Source organism: Brevibacillus reuszeri (genome assembly GCF_002897295.1).
Lineage (GTDB): Bacteria > Bacillota > Bacilli > Brevibacillales > Brevibacillaceae > Brevibacillus > Brevibacillus reuszeri_A.
Genome location: NZ_BEXF01000025.1, coordinates 19708 through 34686 on the forward strand (window position 1 = coordinate 19708; position 14979 = coordinate 34686).

At 47.5% G+C, this 14979-nt stretch carries 16 protein-coding genes and 1 pseudogene; 14 read left to right on the forward strand and 3 right to left on the reverse strand.

What is annotated here, in order from left to right; genetic code table 11:
• Window positions 1–339: 339 nt before the first annotated feature.
• The 3 genes from C3B52_RS28005 to C3B52_RS28015 all read left to right on the forward strand — a co-directional run bounded on the left by C3B52_RS28005 (window position 340) and on the right by C3B52_RS28015 (window position 2668).
• Window positions 340–1122, forward strand: a complete 783-nt coding sequence (locus C3B52_RS28005; RefSeq protein WP_103109662.1) for an amino acid ABC transporter substrate-binding protein — start codon at window positions 340–342, stop codon at window positions 1120–1122.
• Between the two features lie 125 nt (window positions 1123–1247).
• Window positions 1248–1907 carry an amino acid ABC transporter permease gene (locus tag C3B52_RS28010; protein ID WP_103109663.1) on the forward strand — a complete coding sequence of 220 codons (660 nt, stop codon included), beginning with the start codon at window positions 1248–1250 and terminating at the stop codon, window positions 1905–1907.
• A gap of 14 nt (window positions 1908–1921) precedes the next feature.
• Entirely contained in the window at window positions 1922–2668 is a 747-nt protein-coding gene (locus C3B52_RS28015; RefSeq protein ID WP_103109664.1) for an amino acid ABC transporter ATP-binding protein, read from the forward strand.
• Between the two features lie 70 nt (window positions 2669–2738).
• Here the strand turns inward: C3B52_RS28015 and C3B52_RS28020 are convergent, their stop codons facing one another.
• From C3B52_RS28020 to C3B52_RS28025, 3 genes are all read right to left on the reverse strand, one after another.
• Window positions 2739–3005 (reverse strand): KTSC domain-containing protein, encoded by a 267-nt coding sequence (locus tag C3B52_RS28020; RefSeq protein ID WP_103109665.1) that lies wholly within the window; start codon window positions 3003–3005, stop codon window positions 2739–2741.
• 39 nt (window positions 3006–3044) lie between these two features.
• On the reverse strand, window positions 3045–3167 hold the full coding sequence (locus tag C3B52_RS37910; protein ID WP_268811912.1) for a hypothetical protein: 123 nt from the start codon (window positions 3165–3167) through the stop codon (window positions 3045–3047).
• Between the two features lie 273 nt (window positions 3168–3440).
• Complete coding sequence (locus tag C3B52_RS28025; RefSeq protein WP_103109666.1) at window positions 3441–4364, reverse strand: LysR family transcriptional regulator; 924 nt, start codon at window positions 4362–4364, stop codon at window positions 3441–3443.
• A gap of 140 nt (window positions 4365–4504) precedes the next feature.
• Here C3B52_RS28025 and C3B52_RS28030 point away from each other — a divergent pair, with 140 nt between their 5' ends.
• From C3B52_RS28030 to C3B52_RS28075, 11 genes and pseudogenes are all read left to right on the forward strand, one after another.
• Window positions 4505–5260 (forward strand): SDR family NAD(P)-dependent oxidoreductase, encoded by a 756-nt coding sequence (locus C3B52_RS28030; RefSeq protein WP_103109667.1) that lies wholly within the window; start codon window positions 4505–4507, stop codon window positions 5258–5260.
• A gap of 38 nt (window positions 5261–5298) precedes the next feature.
• Window positions 5299–6042: an SDR family NAD(P)-dependent oxidoreductase gene (locus C3B52_RS28035; RefSeq protein ID WP_103109668.1), complete on the forward strand. Its 744-nt coding sequence runs from the start codon at window positions 5299–5301 to the stop codon at window positions 6040–6042.
• Between the two features lie 133 nt (window positions 6043–6175).
• Window positions 6176–6292: pseudogene (locus tag C3B52_RS37565) on the forward strand (spore germination protein); the annotation flags it as partial.
• 37 nt (window positions 6293–6329) lie between these two features.
• Window positions 6330–6500 carry a hypothetical protein gene (locus C3B52_RS37570; protein WP_235615888.1) on the forward strand — a complete coding sequence of 57 codons (171 nt, stop codon included), beginning with the start codon at window positions 6330–6332 and terminating at the stop codon, window positions 6498–6500.
• A gap of 227 nt (window positions 6501–6727) precedes the next feature.
• Window positions 6728–7540 carry a MetQ/NlpA family ABC transporter substrate-binding protein gene (locus C3B52_RS28045; RefSeq protein ID WP_103109670.1) on the forward strand — a complete coding sequence of 271 codons (813 nt, stop codon included), beginning with the start codon at window positions 6728–6730 and terminating at the stop codon, window positions 7538–7540.
• An 88-nt stretch (window positions 7541–7628) separates the two neighbouring features.
• Entirely contained in the window at window positions 7629–8651 is a 1023-nt protein-coding gene (locus C3B52_RS28050) for a methionine ABC transporter ATP-binding protein (RefSeq protein ID WP_103109671.1), read from the forward strand.
• Window positions 8644–9315: a methionine ABC transporter permease gene (locus tag C3B52_RS28055; protein ID WP_103109672.1), complete on the forward strand. Its 672-nt coding sequence runs from the start codon at window positions 8644–8646 to the stop codon at window positions 9313–9315. Before C3B52_RS28050 ends, C3B52_RS28055 begins: the two co-directional genes overlap by 8 nt.
• Before the next feature lie 29 nt (window positions 9316–9344).
• A complete protein-coding gene (locus C3B52_RS28060) occupies window positions 9345–10124 on the forward strand; it encodes an enoyl-CoA hydratase-related protein (RefSeq protein ID WP_103109673.1) in 780 nt (259 codons plus the stop codon).
• A 44-nt stretch (window positions 10125–10168) separates the two neighbouring features.
• Entirely contained in the window at window positions 10169–11314 is a 1146-nt protein-coding gene (locus tag C3B52_RS28065; RefSeq protein ID WP_103109674.1) for an alpha-hydroxy-acid oxidizing protein, read from the forward strand.
• Window positions 11315–11338: 24 nt separating this feature from the next.
• A complete protein-coding gene (locus C3B52_RS28070) occupies window positions 11339–12526 on the forward strand; it encodes a CaiB/BaiF CoA transferase family protein (RefSeq protein ID WP_103109675.1) in 1188 nt (395 codons plus the stop codon).
• Window positions 12527–12730: 204 nt separating this feature from the next.
• Window positions 12731–14881 (forward strand): bifunctional diguanylate cyclase/phosphodiesterase, encoded by a 2151-nt coding sequence (locus C3B52_RS28075; protein WP_103109676.1) that lies wholly within the window; start codon window positions 12731–12733, stop codon window positions 14879–14881.
• Window positions 14882–14979 lie beyond the last annotated feature (98 nt).

Below are 14979 nucleotides of genomic sequence, written 5' to 3' on the forward strand. Positions count from 1 at the left end.
AAGGAAGTTGGAAAAACTACGGCTCGCGAGAGGAAAAAGGAGAAAAGCGAAGGTCTTTGGGACCCTTTGCAAAGGCGGAATGGAAAAAACGAAACACGCATTTAAGCGTCCACCTTTGAAATACCTCCCTGAAACCGACTACTTTGGACGCGGTTTCGTGGAGCCTTTTCTCCTTTTTCCTCTCCCCACAAAGCCGGTTTCTAGCTGGAATTTATTATAAACTCTCTATTTTTCAGCAGATTATCGACTCTTTTCATATGATGTGCTATCATGATAACTTGTTAACGTATTACCACTTTATCAGACTAAAAGATAGAAAAAGGGTCTAGGGGGATCACGATGAAAAAATTCGCATTGATGTCATTACTCATGGGAGCAATGCTCTCGCTTGTAGTAGGTTGTTCTAGCTCGAATACAGGAGCTGGCGCAGGAGCCAATAAAATCGTCGTAGGAATCGACGACAAGTTCGCGCCTATGGGCTTCCGTGATGAGAAAAACGAGCTGGTTGGCTTTGATATCGACTATGCTCGTGCAGCAGGCGAAAAAATGGGAAAAGAAATGGTTTTCCAACCGATCGACTGGAGCTCCAAGGAATCCGAGCTAAACAGCGGTCGTATTGATCTGATCTGGAACGGATACACCATTACAGATGAGCGTAAAGGGAAGGTTTTGTTCACAAAGCCTTATTTGAAAAATGCACAGGTCGTCGTAACATTGGCTAAATCGGACATGAGCAAGCTCGCTGATTTGTCAGGCAAGGTTGTAGGGTTGCAAAAGCTGTCTTCTGCGGCTGACGCACTGGATGCTAACGAGGTCAAAGGTCAAATCAAAACGATTACAGAGTTCCCTGACAACGTTCTTGCGCTGAGCGATTTGAAAATTGGACGCATCGACGCGGTCGTTATTGACCAGGTGGTAGCTGACTACTATATGTCCAAAGATAAAGGAACCTTTAAGTTCCTGGATGAGTCGCTTGCGCCAGAAGAGTATGGAATTGGTGTGAAAAAGGGTAATGAAGCGTTGTTGAATGATTTGCAAAAAGCGCTGGATACCATGAATCAGGACGGAACAGCGGCAAAAATTTCGGAAAAATGGTTTGGCGAGGATCGTGTATTGAAATAGATAGTAGAGGTGGCTTCGCCAACACGATGGCGGAGCCACGCTTTTATCGCACCGATTCAACCAAAAATTCGCCTGCGTCATCGGGTTTGGGTGGGGCAAAAACCAAGAAATAGGAGCAAACGCATATGAGTGTAGATTATATCATTTCAATTACAAAGCCTATGCTAGAAGGGGCGCAGATGACGGTATTGTTGTTCCTCATCGCCATTCTGGTGTCCATCCCGTTAGGCTTTATCATTACGCTGATGGCAGGTAGTGGTAACAAGGGACTTGCCGGGTTTGCGAATACGTATATTTATGTCATGCGTGGAACACCACTCCTCTTGCAGCTCTTATTTATCTGCTTCGGACTGCCACTCTTACCGGTGGTTGGCGAATATTTGGTGATGGACCGCTTCGTTGCTGCCTGTGTCGGCTTTGTCCTTAACTATGCAGCTTACTTTGCGGAGATTTTCAGAGGGGGGCTACTTGCGATTGACAAGGGCCAATATGAAGCAGCGCAAGTACTTGGCTTTAGCAAATGGCAGGCGACTACCAAAATTATTTTGCCTCAAATGTTTCGTGTCGCACTTCCTGCGGTTGCAAATGAATCTATCACCTTGGTGAAGGATACAGCGTTGCTCTACGCCGTTGCCGTTCCCGAGCTGCTGCATTTTGCGCAAACGGCAGTAAATCGAGATTTTACCATCGTTCCTTTTTTTATTGCTGGCGTGATTTATTTGCTCATGACCCTCTTATTAACTCTGTTTTTTAAGTGGCTGGAAAAAAGGTTCAAATTCGAATAAAGGACTGGCGAGAAATGGCGATGATTCAAGTATCCAATTTAAAAAAATCGTTTGGCAATCTGGAGGTCCTGAAGGATGTATCGTTCGAAGTAAACAAAAACGATGTCGTAGCGGTGATCGGTCCATCTGGCTCGGGAAAAAGCACGATGCTGCGAAGCCTTGTTTACTTGGAACAGGTGAACGGTGGGAGTATCCGTATTCAGGATGATTATTTGGTCAAGGACGGCGTGTACAGCGACAGCCAGAAGATCAAGCAGATTACAGGAAAAATGGGCATGGTGTTTCAGCATTTCAACCTGTTCCCTCATCTAAGCGTAAAAGAAAATCTGGAGATTGCCCCACGAGTGGTAAAAGGCGAGTCAGTCGAAGCGATCCGTCAGCGAAGCGCAGAGCTACTGGAAAAGGTGGGACTGGCTGACAAGGCAGATGTCTATCCTGCCAAGCTCTCAGGCGGTCAGAAGCAGCGTGTTGCCATTGCACGGGCGCTGATGATGAACCCGGACATTTTATTATTTGATGAGCCTACATCGGCTCTAGACCCGGAGCTGACGGGCGAGGTGCTCCAGGTCATCAAGCAGCTGGCGAATGAGCACATGACGATGATGGTCGTCACACATGAGATGGGCTTTGCGAGGGAAGTGGCGAACCGAATCATGTTTATGGACAATGGTGAATTTGTGGAGGCAGGGACGCCTGAGCAAATGTTTACCAATGCCCAATTCGAGCGGACAAAGGCGTTCTTGCAACGAGCGTTAAAATAAATGAACAAATGAACAAAAGAAAGCCCTCTAGAGTCGCTAGAGGGCTGTTGGCATGAATAAAAGCGTAAGGCTACATTACTTGATAGTTCAAGTACCGCATGTTGATAAAGGAGTGGAAATGCTCGCTGAACGACTCCGCATTCAAAAAGGCATTATAGGCGTAAGGAGAAACCTTACAGTAGACAAACTCGCGGCCATCCTGAAAACGTATGTATAAATGATTGGCTTCGAGATCATAGCGTGTCGACTTAATTAAGCGGGAATTCAGCTCCTTGTACGTGAACTCCTCTTTCTCCGGCGCTTTACTTGAAAAAAACTGGCGAAAAAATGATTTCACTTCGATGCGAACTCCTTTTGCGTAATCTAATGAAGGATTCTATTTCTTCGAGTCTTTTATTTTACTCAAAAATTTGTATTCGGCATACAAAAACAGCACACCGATCGCAAAATGAGCCAAGAGAACTGTGCTTACGGCAATGCTTGAAATGTCTGCTAGCATGTTAGTTCCTCCTGTTTGAGAGCACGAAGTCACGATACAGAAGTGACTTGCTCGAAATAGGTGGAGTTCTCCCTTTCGATCGTTCTAAAGGCCTAGATTCTAGCTGTGTTAAGAAAAGAGAAATCGTCCATAAGGGCTTGTCGATCTATGTTATAACTTGTCGAATTAAGTCTATATACCTACTGGACGATTGTCAACAATTACATAGAATCAAAGTTTCGGAATTCATCCTGCCTTATGAAGCTGTATTTTTCTAGAGTCAAGCATGGGAGTTTAGGGAAGGGGCAGAGCTTTTTGCTTCAAATCGTACTGCAGCCGATTCGTAAAGCTCTTGGAAATACTTGAAAAATGACGCTCCTCTGACCGAACCCAGCCGAGATAAATAGGCTGTTGATCAGGGATAGCGAGATCGAGCGTGACGAGATCCGAATACTGTAAATACGGCTCGTGGATAAAAGAATAGTCTAGTCCGATCGTGACGGCCATATTTTCGCGGACAGCATTGCGAATGGCGTCTGTATTGTTTGTTGTAAATAATATATCGACAGTGCCGTATTTGGCAGCGAAATTGTCAGCAAACCATTTCACATAATCATCGTTGTATAGAACAAAGGCGTACTGTCGCAGTTCATCCGGTGTAACGGAGTCTTGATACGCGAGCGGCGAGTTTTTACTGACGCCAACCACCATTTTTCCCTTTAAAAGCCGCTCGAATGCCAAGCCCAGACCAGCGCTTTTTTGAATGAGGCTTTCATACATGATGATCAAGCCGATATCAATTTTGTTTTGACGAATGTCCTCCAAAATTTCCTGCGTGCCCTTTTCCGCTATTTCCGTTTTGATTTGCGGATAATCTTTTTTAAAGCTGGTGATTGCATTCACCAGCAGATTCATGGGGCCAGGGATCGTAGCCAGCCTGAGCTCGCCACTAAGCGTATTTGTATAGCTTTGCGCCTCCTCCTGAATTTCTTGAATCTTCATTAAGGCCTCTAACGCTTTTTTAATAATAATGCGACCTTCCGAAGTAGGGACCGCGCCCATTCGGGAACGAGTAAACAAAGAAATGCCGAGCTCGGCTTCCAGACTGGAGAGGGATTGGCTGATGGCAGACAACGTGACGTGCTTATTCTGAGAAGCCTTGGTCAGAGAGCCGGTTTTCGCTATTTCCACGATATATTCGAGCTGTTCAATATGCATGAGGAGCGACTCACATCCTTTAGTGAGATTTAAGTAAGGGTAAGTATGTTTACATATGATTTAATATACGAAAGCTCTATAATGGAAGCAAGGGCAGAGAGAACAGCCTGCCATGAATTTTGAAAATGGAGGCGTTGGCAATGGCGAGATTGGAAGGAAAAGTAGCGATTATCACCGGTGGTGGGACAGGCATCGGAAAAACGACTGCACTTCGTTTTGCGAAGGAAGGCGCGAAGGTAATCGTTACGGACATAAATCTGGACAGCGCCAGTCAGACAGTAGCCGAAATAAAGGAAGCGGGCGGAGATGCACACGCGATTGCCCATGATGTCAGTCGTGAGGAGCAGTGGGAGCAAGTAGTTGCCGCGACCGTAAAACAATATGGAAAACTGGACATTCTGTTTAATAATGCAGGTATTTATATGATCAAGCCGTTAGCAGAAATCACGCTGGAGGATTGGAATAAACTGATGGCGATTAATGTTACTGGCGTATTTTTGGGCATGAAGCACGCGATGCCAGTTATGGCGAAGCAGCAAGGTGGATCGGTTATCAATGCTTCTTCGATCGCGGGATTGATCGGTGCCCCAGGCCATGTTCTGTATGGTGCAAGCAAAGGCGCAGTCCGCATCATGACAAAGGATGCTGCTATCGAATACGCAGGTCAAGGTGTGCGTGTCAACTCGATTCACCCCGGCTATATCGATACGGGCATGGTGACGTATGCATCTGAAGCAACCAAGCATTCCAAAGCGGAGCTGGCACAGGGAGTACCAAGCGGACGTTTGGGTACCGTAGAAGATGTTGCCAATATGGTGTTGTTCCTGGCTTCTGATGAGTCTGGACATGTGACAGGGGCAGAATTCGTCATTGATGGTGGTGGAACCGCACGCTAAGGACAGTTCATCCAGTTTGAAAAAAGGAGAGATAACAGATGAGATTCGTGGATAAAGTAGCGATTGTAACAGGTGGAGCCAGTGGAATTGGAGAAACGACAGTTCGCCAGTTTGCAAATGAAGGGGCAAAGGTAGTCATTGCCGACTTTTCCCCGCGCGGAAAGGAGTTGGCGGATCAACTGAACGCAGAAGGTCATGAAGCTTTGTACGTGAAAACGGATGTGACCAAAGAAGAGGAAGTCAAGCATATGGTTTGTGCTACCGTAGAAAGGTTTGGCAAAGTGGACATCCTGTTTGCCAACGCTGGGATCGCCAGAGACAACGCCGCCCACAAGCTCTCTCTCGATGACTGGCAGCGAACCATTGACATTAATCTCACAGGCGTATTTCTGTGCGATAAATACGTAATCGAGCAAATGCTGACTCAAGGCACTGGGGGAGCAATCGTCAACTGCGGCTCAATCCACAGCCATGCGGGAAAAGCGGGAGTGACAGCTTATTCCTCGGCAAAAGGTGGAGTTAAGCTCTTGAGCCAAACCCTCGGCATCACCTATGCAAAAGAGGGCATTCGGGTCAACGCGGTCTGCCCGGGCTACATCGATACACCGCTGATCGCAGGTCGTAACGAGGAGATGAATCAGCATCTGATCAGTCTGCATCCGATGGGTCGACTCGGCAAACCGGAGGAAGTAGCCAAAGCAGTGTTGTTCCTGGCTAGTGACGATGCTTCTTTCGTAACAGGGACAAGCCTGTTGGTCGATGGTGGTTATACCGCACAATAAATGAATTATAGAAGAGAAGCCGGGCGATTACGTCCGGTTTTTTGTTTTGTGCACCCCCTGTCCGCCATCGTCCAATCATCGTAAATTTCATACACATACAGTAGAAGTAGTCCAATTAAAAAGGGAGGAGGAGGTGCGCTTGCCGGCGAGTATTGGAAGTGTACAAATCCAAAATAACTTTGGTTCGATCCAGTTCGGCGACACCGCCAACAACTCTCCAAAAAGCATTACCAAGTCAATTTCGGGTGCAGGGGGCGGAAATAACGGGAATACGGTCAACGTCACTATTGAAAACAGCACTACCAATACAAAAATGTTTGGAGCGAGGGGCCAAAAAAGAAGATGCCCGAGTCCTAGAAGGCGACCTGCAAAAAAGTAAGGAAATGCGTGCGCAAATGCCTTCAAAAGCGCGTCTGCTGCCCGAAAAAATGCAAAAGATAATGAATCGTCCTCAATGAAAAGGGGACAAGTAAGGCGGACAGGCTACAAAGATTTTTAATGTCGAGTAATTGACTTGGTTATTAGTGATATAGTATATTGGTCTATGTAATAATTTTCACATAATTGTATCTTCGCTTTTTGCTCGATCAACACGTTAGGCAATATGGCTTGCGTGGGGGAAACCTATGATTGTTATTCATACTAATCCTACTTGTATAAAGGGAATTTGGAGGGAACATACATCATGAAAAAAGCTCTTGGTTTACTTGCTTCTGGCTTCTTGGTACTGGCTCTGACAGCGTGCGGGGGATCACAGACAACAAGCTCAGCCATTAACGAGAAGAAAATTGTCGTGGGGGTTACTTCGGGCCTGCATGAGCAAATTTTGGAGAAAGTAAAGGAAGTAGCGGCAAAAGACGGACTTGAAGTTGAGCTGAAAGTATTCTCTGACTTTCAGATGCCCAATATTGCACTAGCGGAAAAAGAAATCGATGCCAACAGCTATCAAAGCATTCCATTTTTGGAGACTTATAAAAAAGAACACAAAGCTGATCTGGTAGGTGTAGGACAAACCGTGCTGAATCCGATGGGCATGTACTCAAAAAAGATCAAGAGCCTGGATGAGCTGAAAGAAGGGGACAAGCTGGGGCTGCCGAGCGATCCGACAAACAGTGTTCGTGCGCTGATGCTGTTCCAAAGTGCAGGTCTGATCAAGCTCAAGGATGGTGTAGGGGATGAAGCGACTGTCCTCGATATCGCCGAAAATCCACGCAAGCTGGAATTTGTTGAGCTAGATGCAGCACAGATCGCCAAGCAGCTGGATGACCTGACTGCAGCAGCCATTAATACGAGCTATGCGATCAAAAATAACCTGAAGCCAGGAAAGGATTCGATCTTCCTGGAGCAAAAGGATTCCAAGCATCACAATATTATCGTCGTTCGTACTGAAAACAAGGATGACGTCGCGGTACAAAAGCTGGTAAAGGCGTACCAAAACGATGAAGTAAAAAAATTCGTGGAAGATACCTTTGAGGGCTCGGTTATCCCAGTCTGGTAAGCCACAGGGCTCCGTCAATCATTGGCGGGGCCAACTTTGCGTGAGTAGACCAACATTGGCCTGATGAAGAGGGAGGTTCTGTAGCAGCGTGATCAAACTAACAAGCGTATCTAAGAGCTTTCAAACAAAAAAAGGGACGGTTCATGCGATCGACGATGTTTCGCTAGAAGTAGCACAAGGCGAGATTTTCGGAGTCATTGGCTATAGTGGCGCAGGGAAAAGTACGCTGATCCGTTGCGTCAATTTGCTCGAGTCGCCAACAGCGGGCTCGGTTATGATCAAAGACCAGGATGTGACAAACGTATCGGCAGAGGAGCTGTTGCAGGTGCGGCGGAAGATCGGGATGATCTTTCAAGGCTTCAACCTGCTGAAAACGGCGACTGTTTATGACAATATTGCGATCCCGCTAAAGCTGACTGATGTAGACAAGCAAGAAATCGATCAGCGCGTTCGGAAATATTTGCAAATTGTAGGACTCGAAGACAAGCATGAGGCCTACCCCGGTCAGCTATCTGGTGGACAAAAGCAGCGGGTAGCAATCGCACGGGCACTTGCCCAGGAACCGGAAATTTTGCTCAGCGACGAAGCGACGAGCGCTTTGGACCCGGAAACGACCGAATCCATTTTGGAGCTGCTGCTCAAAATCAATCAAGAGCTTGGCATTACTATCATGCTGATTACCCATGAAATGAATGTGATTCAGAAGATTTGTGATCGTGTGGCCGTCATGGAAAAAGGCAAAGTCATTGAGCAGGGCAAGACAATCGACATTTATGCCAGACCAACACACCCGACGACGAGGCGCTTTGTCAACAGCACATACCACAAGGAGCTGCCGCCGCATGTATTGCGAGAATTGATTCAAACGGGGCCTGTCGTTCGGCTGACCTTTGTTGGGGAGAGCTCAAGCAAGCCGGTGCTGGCATCGGTTAGTGCCAAGTTCCAGGTTTCTCCGAATATCCTTGCAGGGGGTATCATTGCGCTCAAGCAAGAGACGATAGGAACTTTGGTTGTTCACTTGCACGGAGAGAGGGATGAAACGGCAAAGGCGATCGCCTATCTGGAAGAACAAGGAGTAAAGGTAGAGGGAGTGGAGGTCACACATGTCTGAGATTCAGCAATTTATTGAGGGACGCCTCCCGATCATTGGGGAATCGGTTGTTCAAACGTTTCAAATGGTCTCAATATCGCTTTTGTTCTCCGTCCTGATCGGTCTGCCGCTCGGAATCCTATTGATTTTGACCAGACCTGGCAATGCTTTGGAGAATCGAGCGGTATATATGGTATTGAATGTGCTGGTCAATATTCTCCGGTCCATTCCTTTTATCATCCTGCTCTTTTTCATTTTGCCGTTTACCAAGCTGATCGTCGGCACCTCCATCGGCATCAAAGGAGCGATTGTGCCTTTGATTGTCCACGCTGCTCCCAATATTGCCCGTTTGATGGAAAATGCCCTGCTGGAAGTAGACAGCGGTGTGATTGAGGCTTACAAATCGATGGGGATTCGCACGCGGCATATCATCTGGCATGTGCTCCTGCGTGAGGCACGGCCATCGATCATTTTAGGCTTGACCATTGCATTGATCACGCTGATCGGTGGTACTGCCATGGCAGGACTGGTCGGGGCAGGCGGCTTGGGAGATTTGGCTTATCGCTTTGGACATTTGCGCTACGAAGTGGATGTTATGTATGTGACGGTCTTCATTTTGATCGTGCTAGTCCAATGCCTGCAATCGATTGGAAACCGCTTGGCGGCCAAGTATAAAAAAGATTAATGCTAGGAAACGAAAGGTGTAGACAAAAAATGGGAGAAAAAGCTTTATATATCGAAAAGGCCGACACCATCGCAACGATTGTGATTAATCGTCCTGACAAGCGAAATGCTTTTACGCTGGACATGTGGAAAACGCTGACGAGCCTGTTGGCAGAGCTGGAAGCAGATGAAGCGACCAAGGTAGTCGTGATCCGCGGCGTTGACGACACAGCATTTGCAGCTGGAGCAGATATTAGCGAGTTTATCTCCAATCGCTCTTCCGCTGAAAAGGCAAAGGCGTACAATGATAAGTCTATGGAAGCGGTAGACCGCCTGCATACTTTTTCTAAGCCAACCATCGCCATGATTCGCAAATACGCGGTGGGCGGGGGATTAGACATCGCGCTCTCGTGTGATTTTCGCTTCAGTGCAGAAGATGGCATCTTTGCCATTACACCAGCCAAGCTGGGGATCGTATATAATTTAACAAGTACGAAGCGTCTGGTAGATTTGATCGGACCATCCCGCACCAAAGAGATTTTGTATACAGCCAGAACATTGGATGTACAGGAAGCACATCGCTTTGGCTTGCTTGATCGCATCTATTCCAGTGAAGAGCTCGTGGAAAAAACGTACGAGTTTGCCCGGTTGCTCACACAGCGCTCGCAGGTCTCGATACGAGGCACGAAGCAAATGGTCGGGGCCATTTTAAAGGGACAGACCGAAGAGGATGAACAGATTGAACAGCTAGTGCTGCAATCCTTTAATTCCGATGACTACAAAGAAGGCGTACAAGCATTTCTGGAAAAGAGAAAGCCGAATTTTCGTTAAACAGCAAGCATCAAAATGAAAGCCAAATGGAAGGAAGAGAGAACATGGCAGAAACAAAAAAGGAAGCCCTCCTCTTTACAAGAGTAAACAAAGACACCCAATCGCTTCCCGTATCTATTGAAGATTGGGAGCAAAAAGCCCGAGAAATCTTGCCGGATGGACCGTTCGACTATATAGCTGGTGGATCAGGAGCTGAGGAAACACTGGCTTCCAACCGGACAGCATTCTCCAAGTGGGCGATTGTGCCGCGGATGATGCGTGATGTGACAAACCGTACTATGAGTATTAGCTTGTATAACCAGGCACTGCGTACACCGATCATGCTTGCTCCAGTAGGTATGCAAGCTATTGCTCATCCGGAGGGAGAGCTTGCAACTGCCAGGGCTGCCAAGGAGGCAGGAGTTCCTCTCGTGGTCAGTACCGTTTCTGCGCACTCAATGGAGCAAATTGCGGAGGTAATGGGTGATGCGCCGCGCTGGTTCCAGCTTTATTGGTCCAATGACCGCGAAGTATCCGCGAGCATGGTAAAACGTGCGGAGGCAGCAGGCTACTCTGCGATTGTGCTCACAGTGGACACGATTATGCTGGGCTGGAAGCGCCGTGATTTCCGCAATGGATACTCGCCACTGCGCGAAGGAAAAGGAGTGGCTAACTACATTACCGATCCTGTTCTTTGCTCGCGTCTGACCGAGGTTACTCCTGAAAACGTCGTGGAGGAAATCTTGAAAAATATTTATCATCCGGCACTGAACTGGAACGATATCGCATTTCTGCGCGAACAGACAAGTCTGCCAATTCTGGTAAAAGGAATTCTGCATCCAGACGATGCAAGACTCGCTGTGGAGCATGGGGTAGACGGCATTATCGTCTCCAACCATGGAGGACGTCAGATGGATGGAGCGATTTCTACGCTGGAAGCATTGCCGGCCATCGCAAAAGTAGTGGCGGGTAAAATCCCTGTTTTGCTGGATAGCGGAGTTCGCACAGGGGCAGATGTCGTGAAGGCGATTGCTTTGGGCGCCAATGCTGTGCTGATTGGACGTCCATTCCTGTTTGGCCTTGCTGTAGCTGGTGAAAAGGGAGTCGCGAGCGTACTCGATACACTGATCAATGAGCTGGATGTGGCTATGGCCCTGTCTGGAAGCAATTCCGTTGCCGATCTGAACGAAAGTATACTCGCTCGCATGTAAATCACCACTGGGAGGCAAAGTATCATGCAACAAGCGCTACAAAACATGAAGGTAATCGATCTCACACAAGTGCTGGCAGGTCCGTACTGCACGATGGTACTCGGTGATCTGGGAGCAGACGTGATCAAGGTGGAGAAATATCCGCACGGGGATGACAGCCGGATCATGGGGCCGTACGTAGAAGAAGAAAGCTACAGCTACATGATGGCGAACCGCAACAAGCGTGGAATTCGTTTAAATATAAAGGAAGAAGCGGGACTGGGCATCCTGCTCGATCTGGTAAAAACAGCAGATGTGTTCATTGAGAATTTCCGTCCGGGTGTGACCAAAAAGCTGGGGATTGATTACGAGGCGCTACGTGAGCTTAATCCCGGCTTGATCTATTGCTCGATCTCCGGCTATGGACAGACTGGACCATACAGCCAAAAGGGCGGCTATGATATTATGGCACAGGGCTTGTCTGGCTTGATGAGCATGACCGGAGAAAAGAACGGACGCCCGGTGAAAAACGGGATTGCGATCCACGATATTGCAGCAGGGATGACGGCGATTTATTCCATTATGGCTGCGTATATTCACAAGCTGTCGACTGGTGAGGGACAATACATTGACCTGTCACTTGTTGATTCCGGCTTGGCCTGGACCGTTTGGGAATCCGCTGCTTATTTCGGGGCGGGAGAGGTTTCCCGAGCGAACGGCTCCGCCCATCGGGTGACTGCTCCGTACCAAGGCTTCCCGACCAAAAGCGGGCACATCCTCGTCGGTGCTGGCAACCAAAAGCTGTGGGAAAAATTTTGCCGTGATGTCATCGAAAGAGAAGAGTTGATCGATGACCCGCGCTTTTTGACAAATAGCGAGCGGCAGGCGAATCTGGAGGAGCTGGAGCAAGTCATTCAGGATGTTCTCATTCAGGAGGACTCGAAGCATTGGCTCACCAAGCTTGATGCAGCAGGCGTGCCCTCCAGTCCGATTTACAGCTATGATGAGGCATTGAATGATCCGCATATTCGCTCGCGTGACATGGTTATTGAATACGACCATCCACTAGGAGGGCGAATACAGAGCCTTGGTTTTCCTGCTAAAATGAGCAAGACCCCTGGACAAGTCAAACGTCCGGCACCGTTATTGGGCCAGCATACGAAAGAGGTTTTGGCAGAGCTGCAATACTCGGAGGAAAAAATCCGGGTGCTGGAAGAAAACAAGATCATCTAAGAATAATTGACTGAAATAAAATTTTTTATCAGGTCGATGATTTGAAATATTGTTGCTTAACTCGCTCTGTATCTCATTGATCTTTGGAAAATACATGGTAAAATGAAGCGGACTTACCATTGTGAATAACTGGATCCTTCAGAAAAGGGTCCTTTTTTTGCGGCATCCAAAAAGTAGGTTTACTTCCATAGATAGGTGATAGAGATGAGAAACGAGTTAATAGCCACGCTGACGCCACAAGAGTGGGAAGAGCTTTTGCAGGAGAAAGACGAAAAATTGAAGGATACATTGCGCGAGCTGGCAGATGTCAGGGCTGCGCTGGACCAATCGACGATTGTGGCGATGACCGATCATCGGGGAATCATCTTGCGAGCGAATGACCAGTTTTGCCAAATCTCCAAGTATGCCAGACATGAATTGATTGGTCAGGACCACCGTCTGCTAAACTCAGGCTATCACCCCAAATCGTTTTTCAAGCAAATGTGGGCGTGCATTGGTTCGGGAAAAATCTGGCGAGGAGAAATCCGCAACCGGGCAAAGGATGGCAGCTATTACTGGGTGGACACGACTATCGTGCCGTTTCGGAATCAAGAAGGAAAAATCTATCAATACGTCTCGATTCGTAGCGACATCACGGCGCGCAAGCAGATGGAAGAGGAAGTGCGCCAAAGCGAAGAAAAGTATCGCATCATCGCCGAAAATACTTCTGACATCATCAGCATGATTGATCGGAATGGGGATTTTCTATACTTGTCCCCTGCGCATAAATCGGTCTGGGCACATGACGTTCCAGATGAAGAAATTCGGAATATGCTCGATTGGATCGCCGGTGAAGACAGAGACAATTTTTTGTATGCGATCGAGCACACTTTTTCTTCACGAAAAGAATATATGGTGGAATGCAGGCTCAACACCAAAAGAGACAAGCCAATTTGGACGGAAACAAAGCTTAATCCGATCGTCGATGAACACGACAACGTCACCTGCTTGATCCAGGTCACACGCGATATTACCGAACGCAAGCAATCCGAAGAGCTGATTCACTATCTCGCTTATCACGATGCATTGACAGAGCTCCCTAATCGCCGCATGTACGTACAGCATTTGGGCAAGGAAATTATGCAAGCCAAGCGTTTTCACTCGAATATGGCGGTGCTCTTTCTCGATTTAGACCGTTTTAAAGACGTGAATGATTCGTTCGGGCATGACGTAGGGGATTTGCTGCTGATTGAAGCTGCCAAGCGCTTGAAGTCATGTGTCAAGCCGGGAGACATGGTTGGGCGTCTGGGCGGAGATGAATTTACAGTCCTGATCTCTAATCTGACAGAGCGAGAGGAAGCTGCTACTGTAGCCGAAGAGATTATGCAGGTGATGCAACAGCCGTTTCATTTGAACGGACAAGCTTTCAACATTTCCAGCAGCATCGGTATCTCCTTGTTTCCACAGGACGGGGACAATGCAGAGGATTTGCTGAAGCGAGCAGATACCGCGCTCTACACAGTGAAGTCACGGGGCAGAAATGGCTTTGACTTTTTTGATCCATCCATGGAAGCCAAGTCTTTGGAGCGCATCCTGATGGAAAATGAACTGCGCAAAGCGATCGAGCAAGAGCATTTTCAAATTTATTATCAACCCAAAATGGACATTAAAACCGGGACGCTTACCGGTATGGAGGCATTGGTTCGGTGGGTGCATCCTGAGCTGGGAATCATTCCTCCCAACCGCTTTATCCCGATTGCAGAAGAAAGCGGCATGATTATTCCGCTGGGCGAGTGGATTTTAAAAGAAGCGTGCAAGCAAAACAAAAGATGGCACGATCAGGGCTACGAATTAAAAGTGTCCGTCAATTTATCCGTGAGACAAATTTATCAAAAGGATTTACTGGATATGATCAAGGCGACACTCGAAGAGACGCAATTAGAGCCAGAGTGGCTGGAGCTGGAGATCACAGAAAGTATTTTTGTCAAAATGGATGAAGCGACAGTCGTACTGCAGCAAATTCGCGAGATCGGAATCCAAATCTCCATTGACGACTTTGGGACAGGGTACAGCTCCTTTAGCTACATCAAAAGCTTGCCTGTCGATACGATTAAAATTGACGCTTCATTTATTCGGGATGTTCACCATAATCAAGAAAGCCAAGCAATTGTAAAAGCGATTGTTACCATCGCGGATAGCCTGAATATGAAGGTTGTTGCAGAAGGCATTGAGCTAAACGATCAAGTAGCAGCGCTCCAGGAAAATGGCTGCGGACATGGACAAGGCTATCTTTTCAGCCGACCGTTGGCGACTGCTGATTTTGAGCAGTTTTTGCGTAATGAACACGCAGGAAACGATGGAACAGTGCATCATTAAAGAATTGAACAAGCTGTATGCAAGCCGGGGAAGCGATCCCCGGCTGTTTTTTCGTGCATGGCAGCCTATTTTATCATTTTAGCCGAGAAGACTGACAA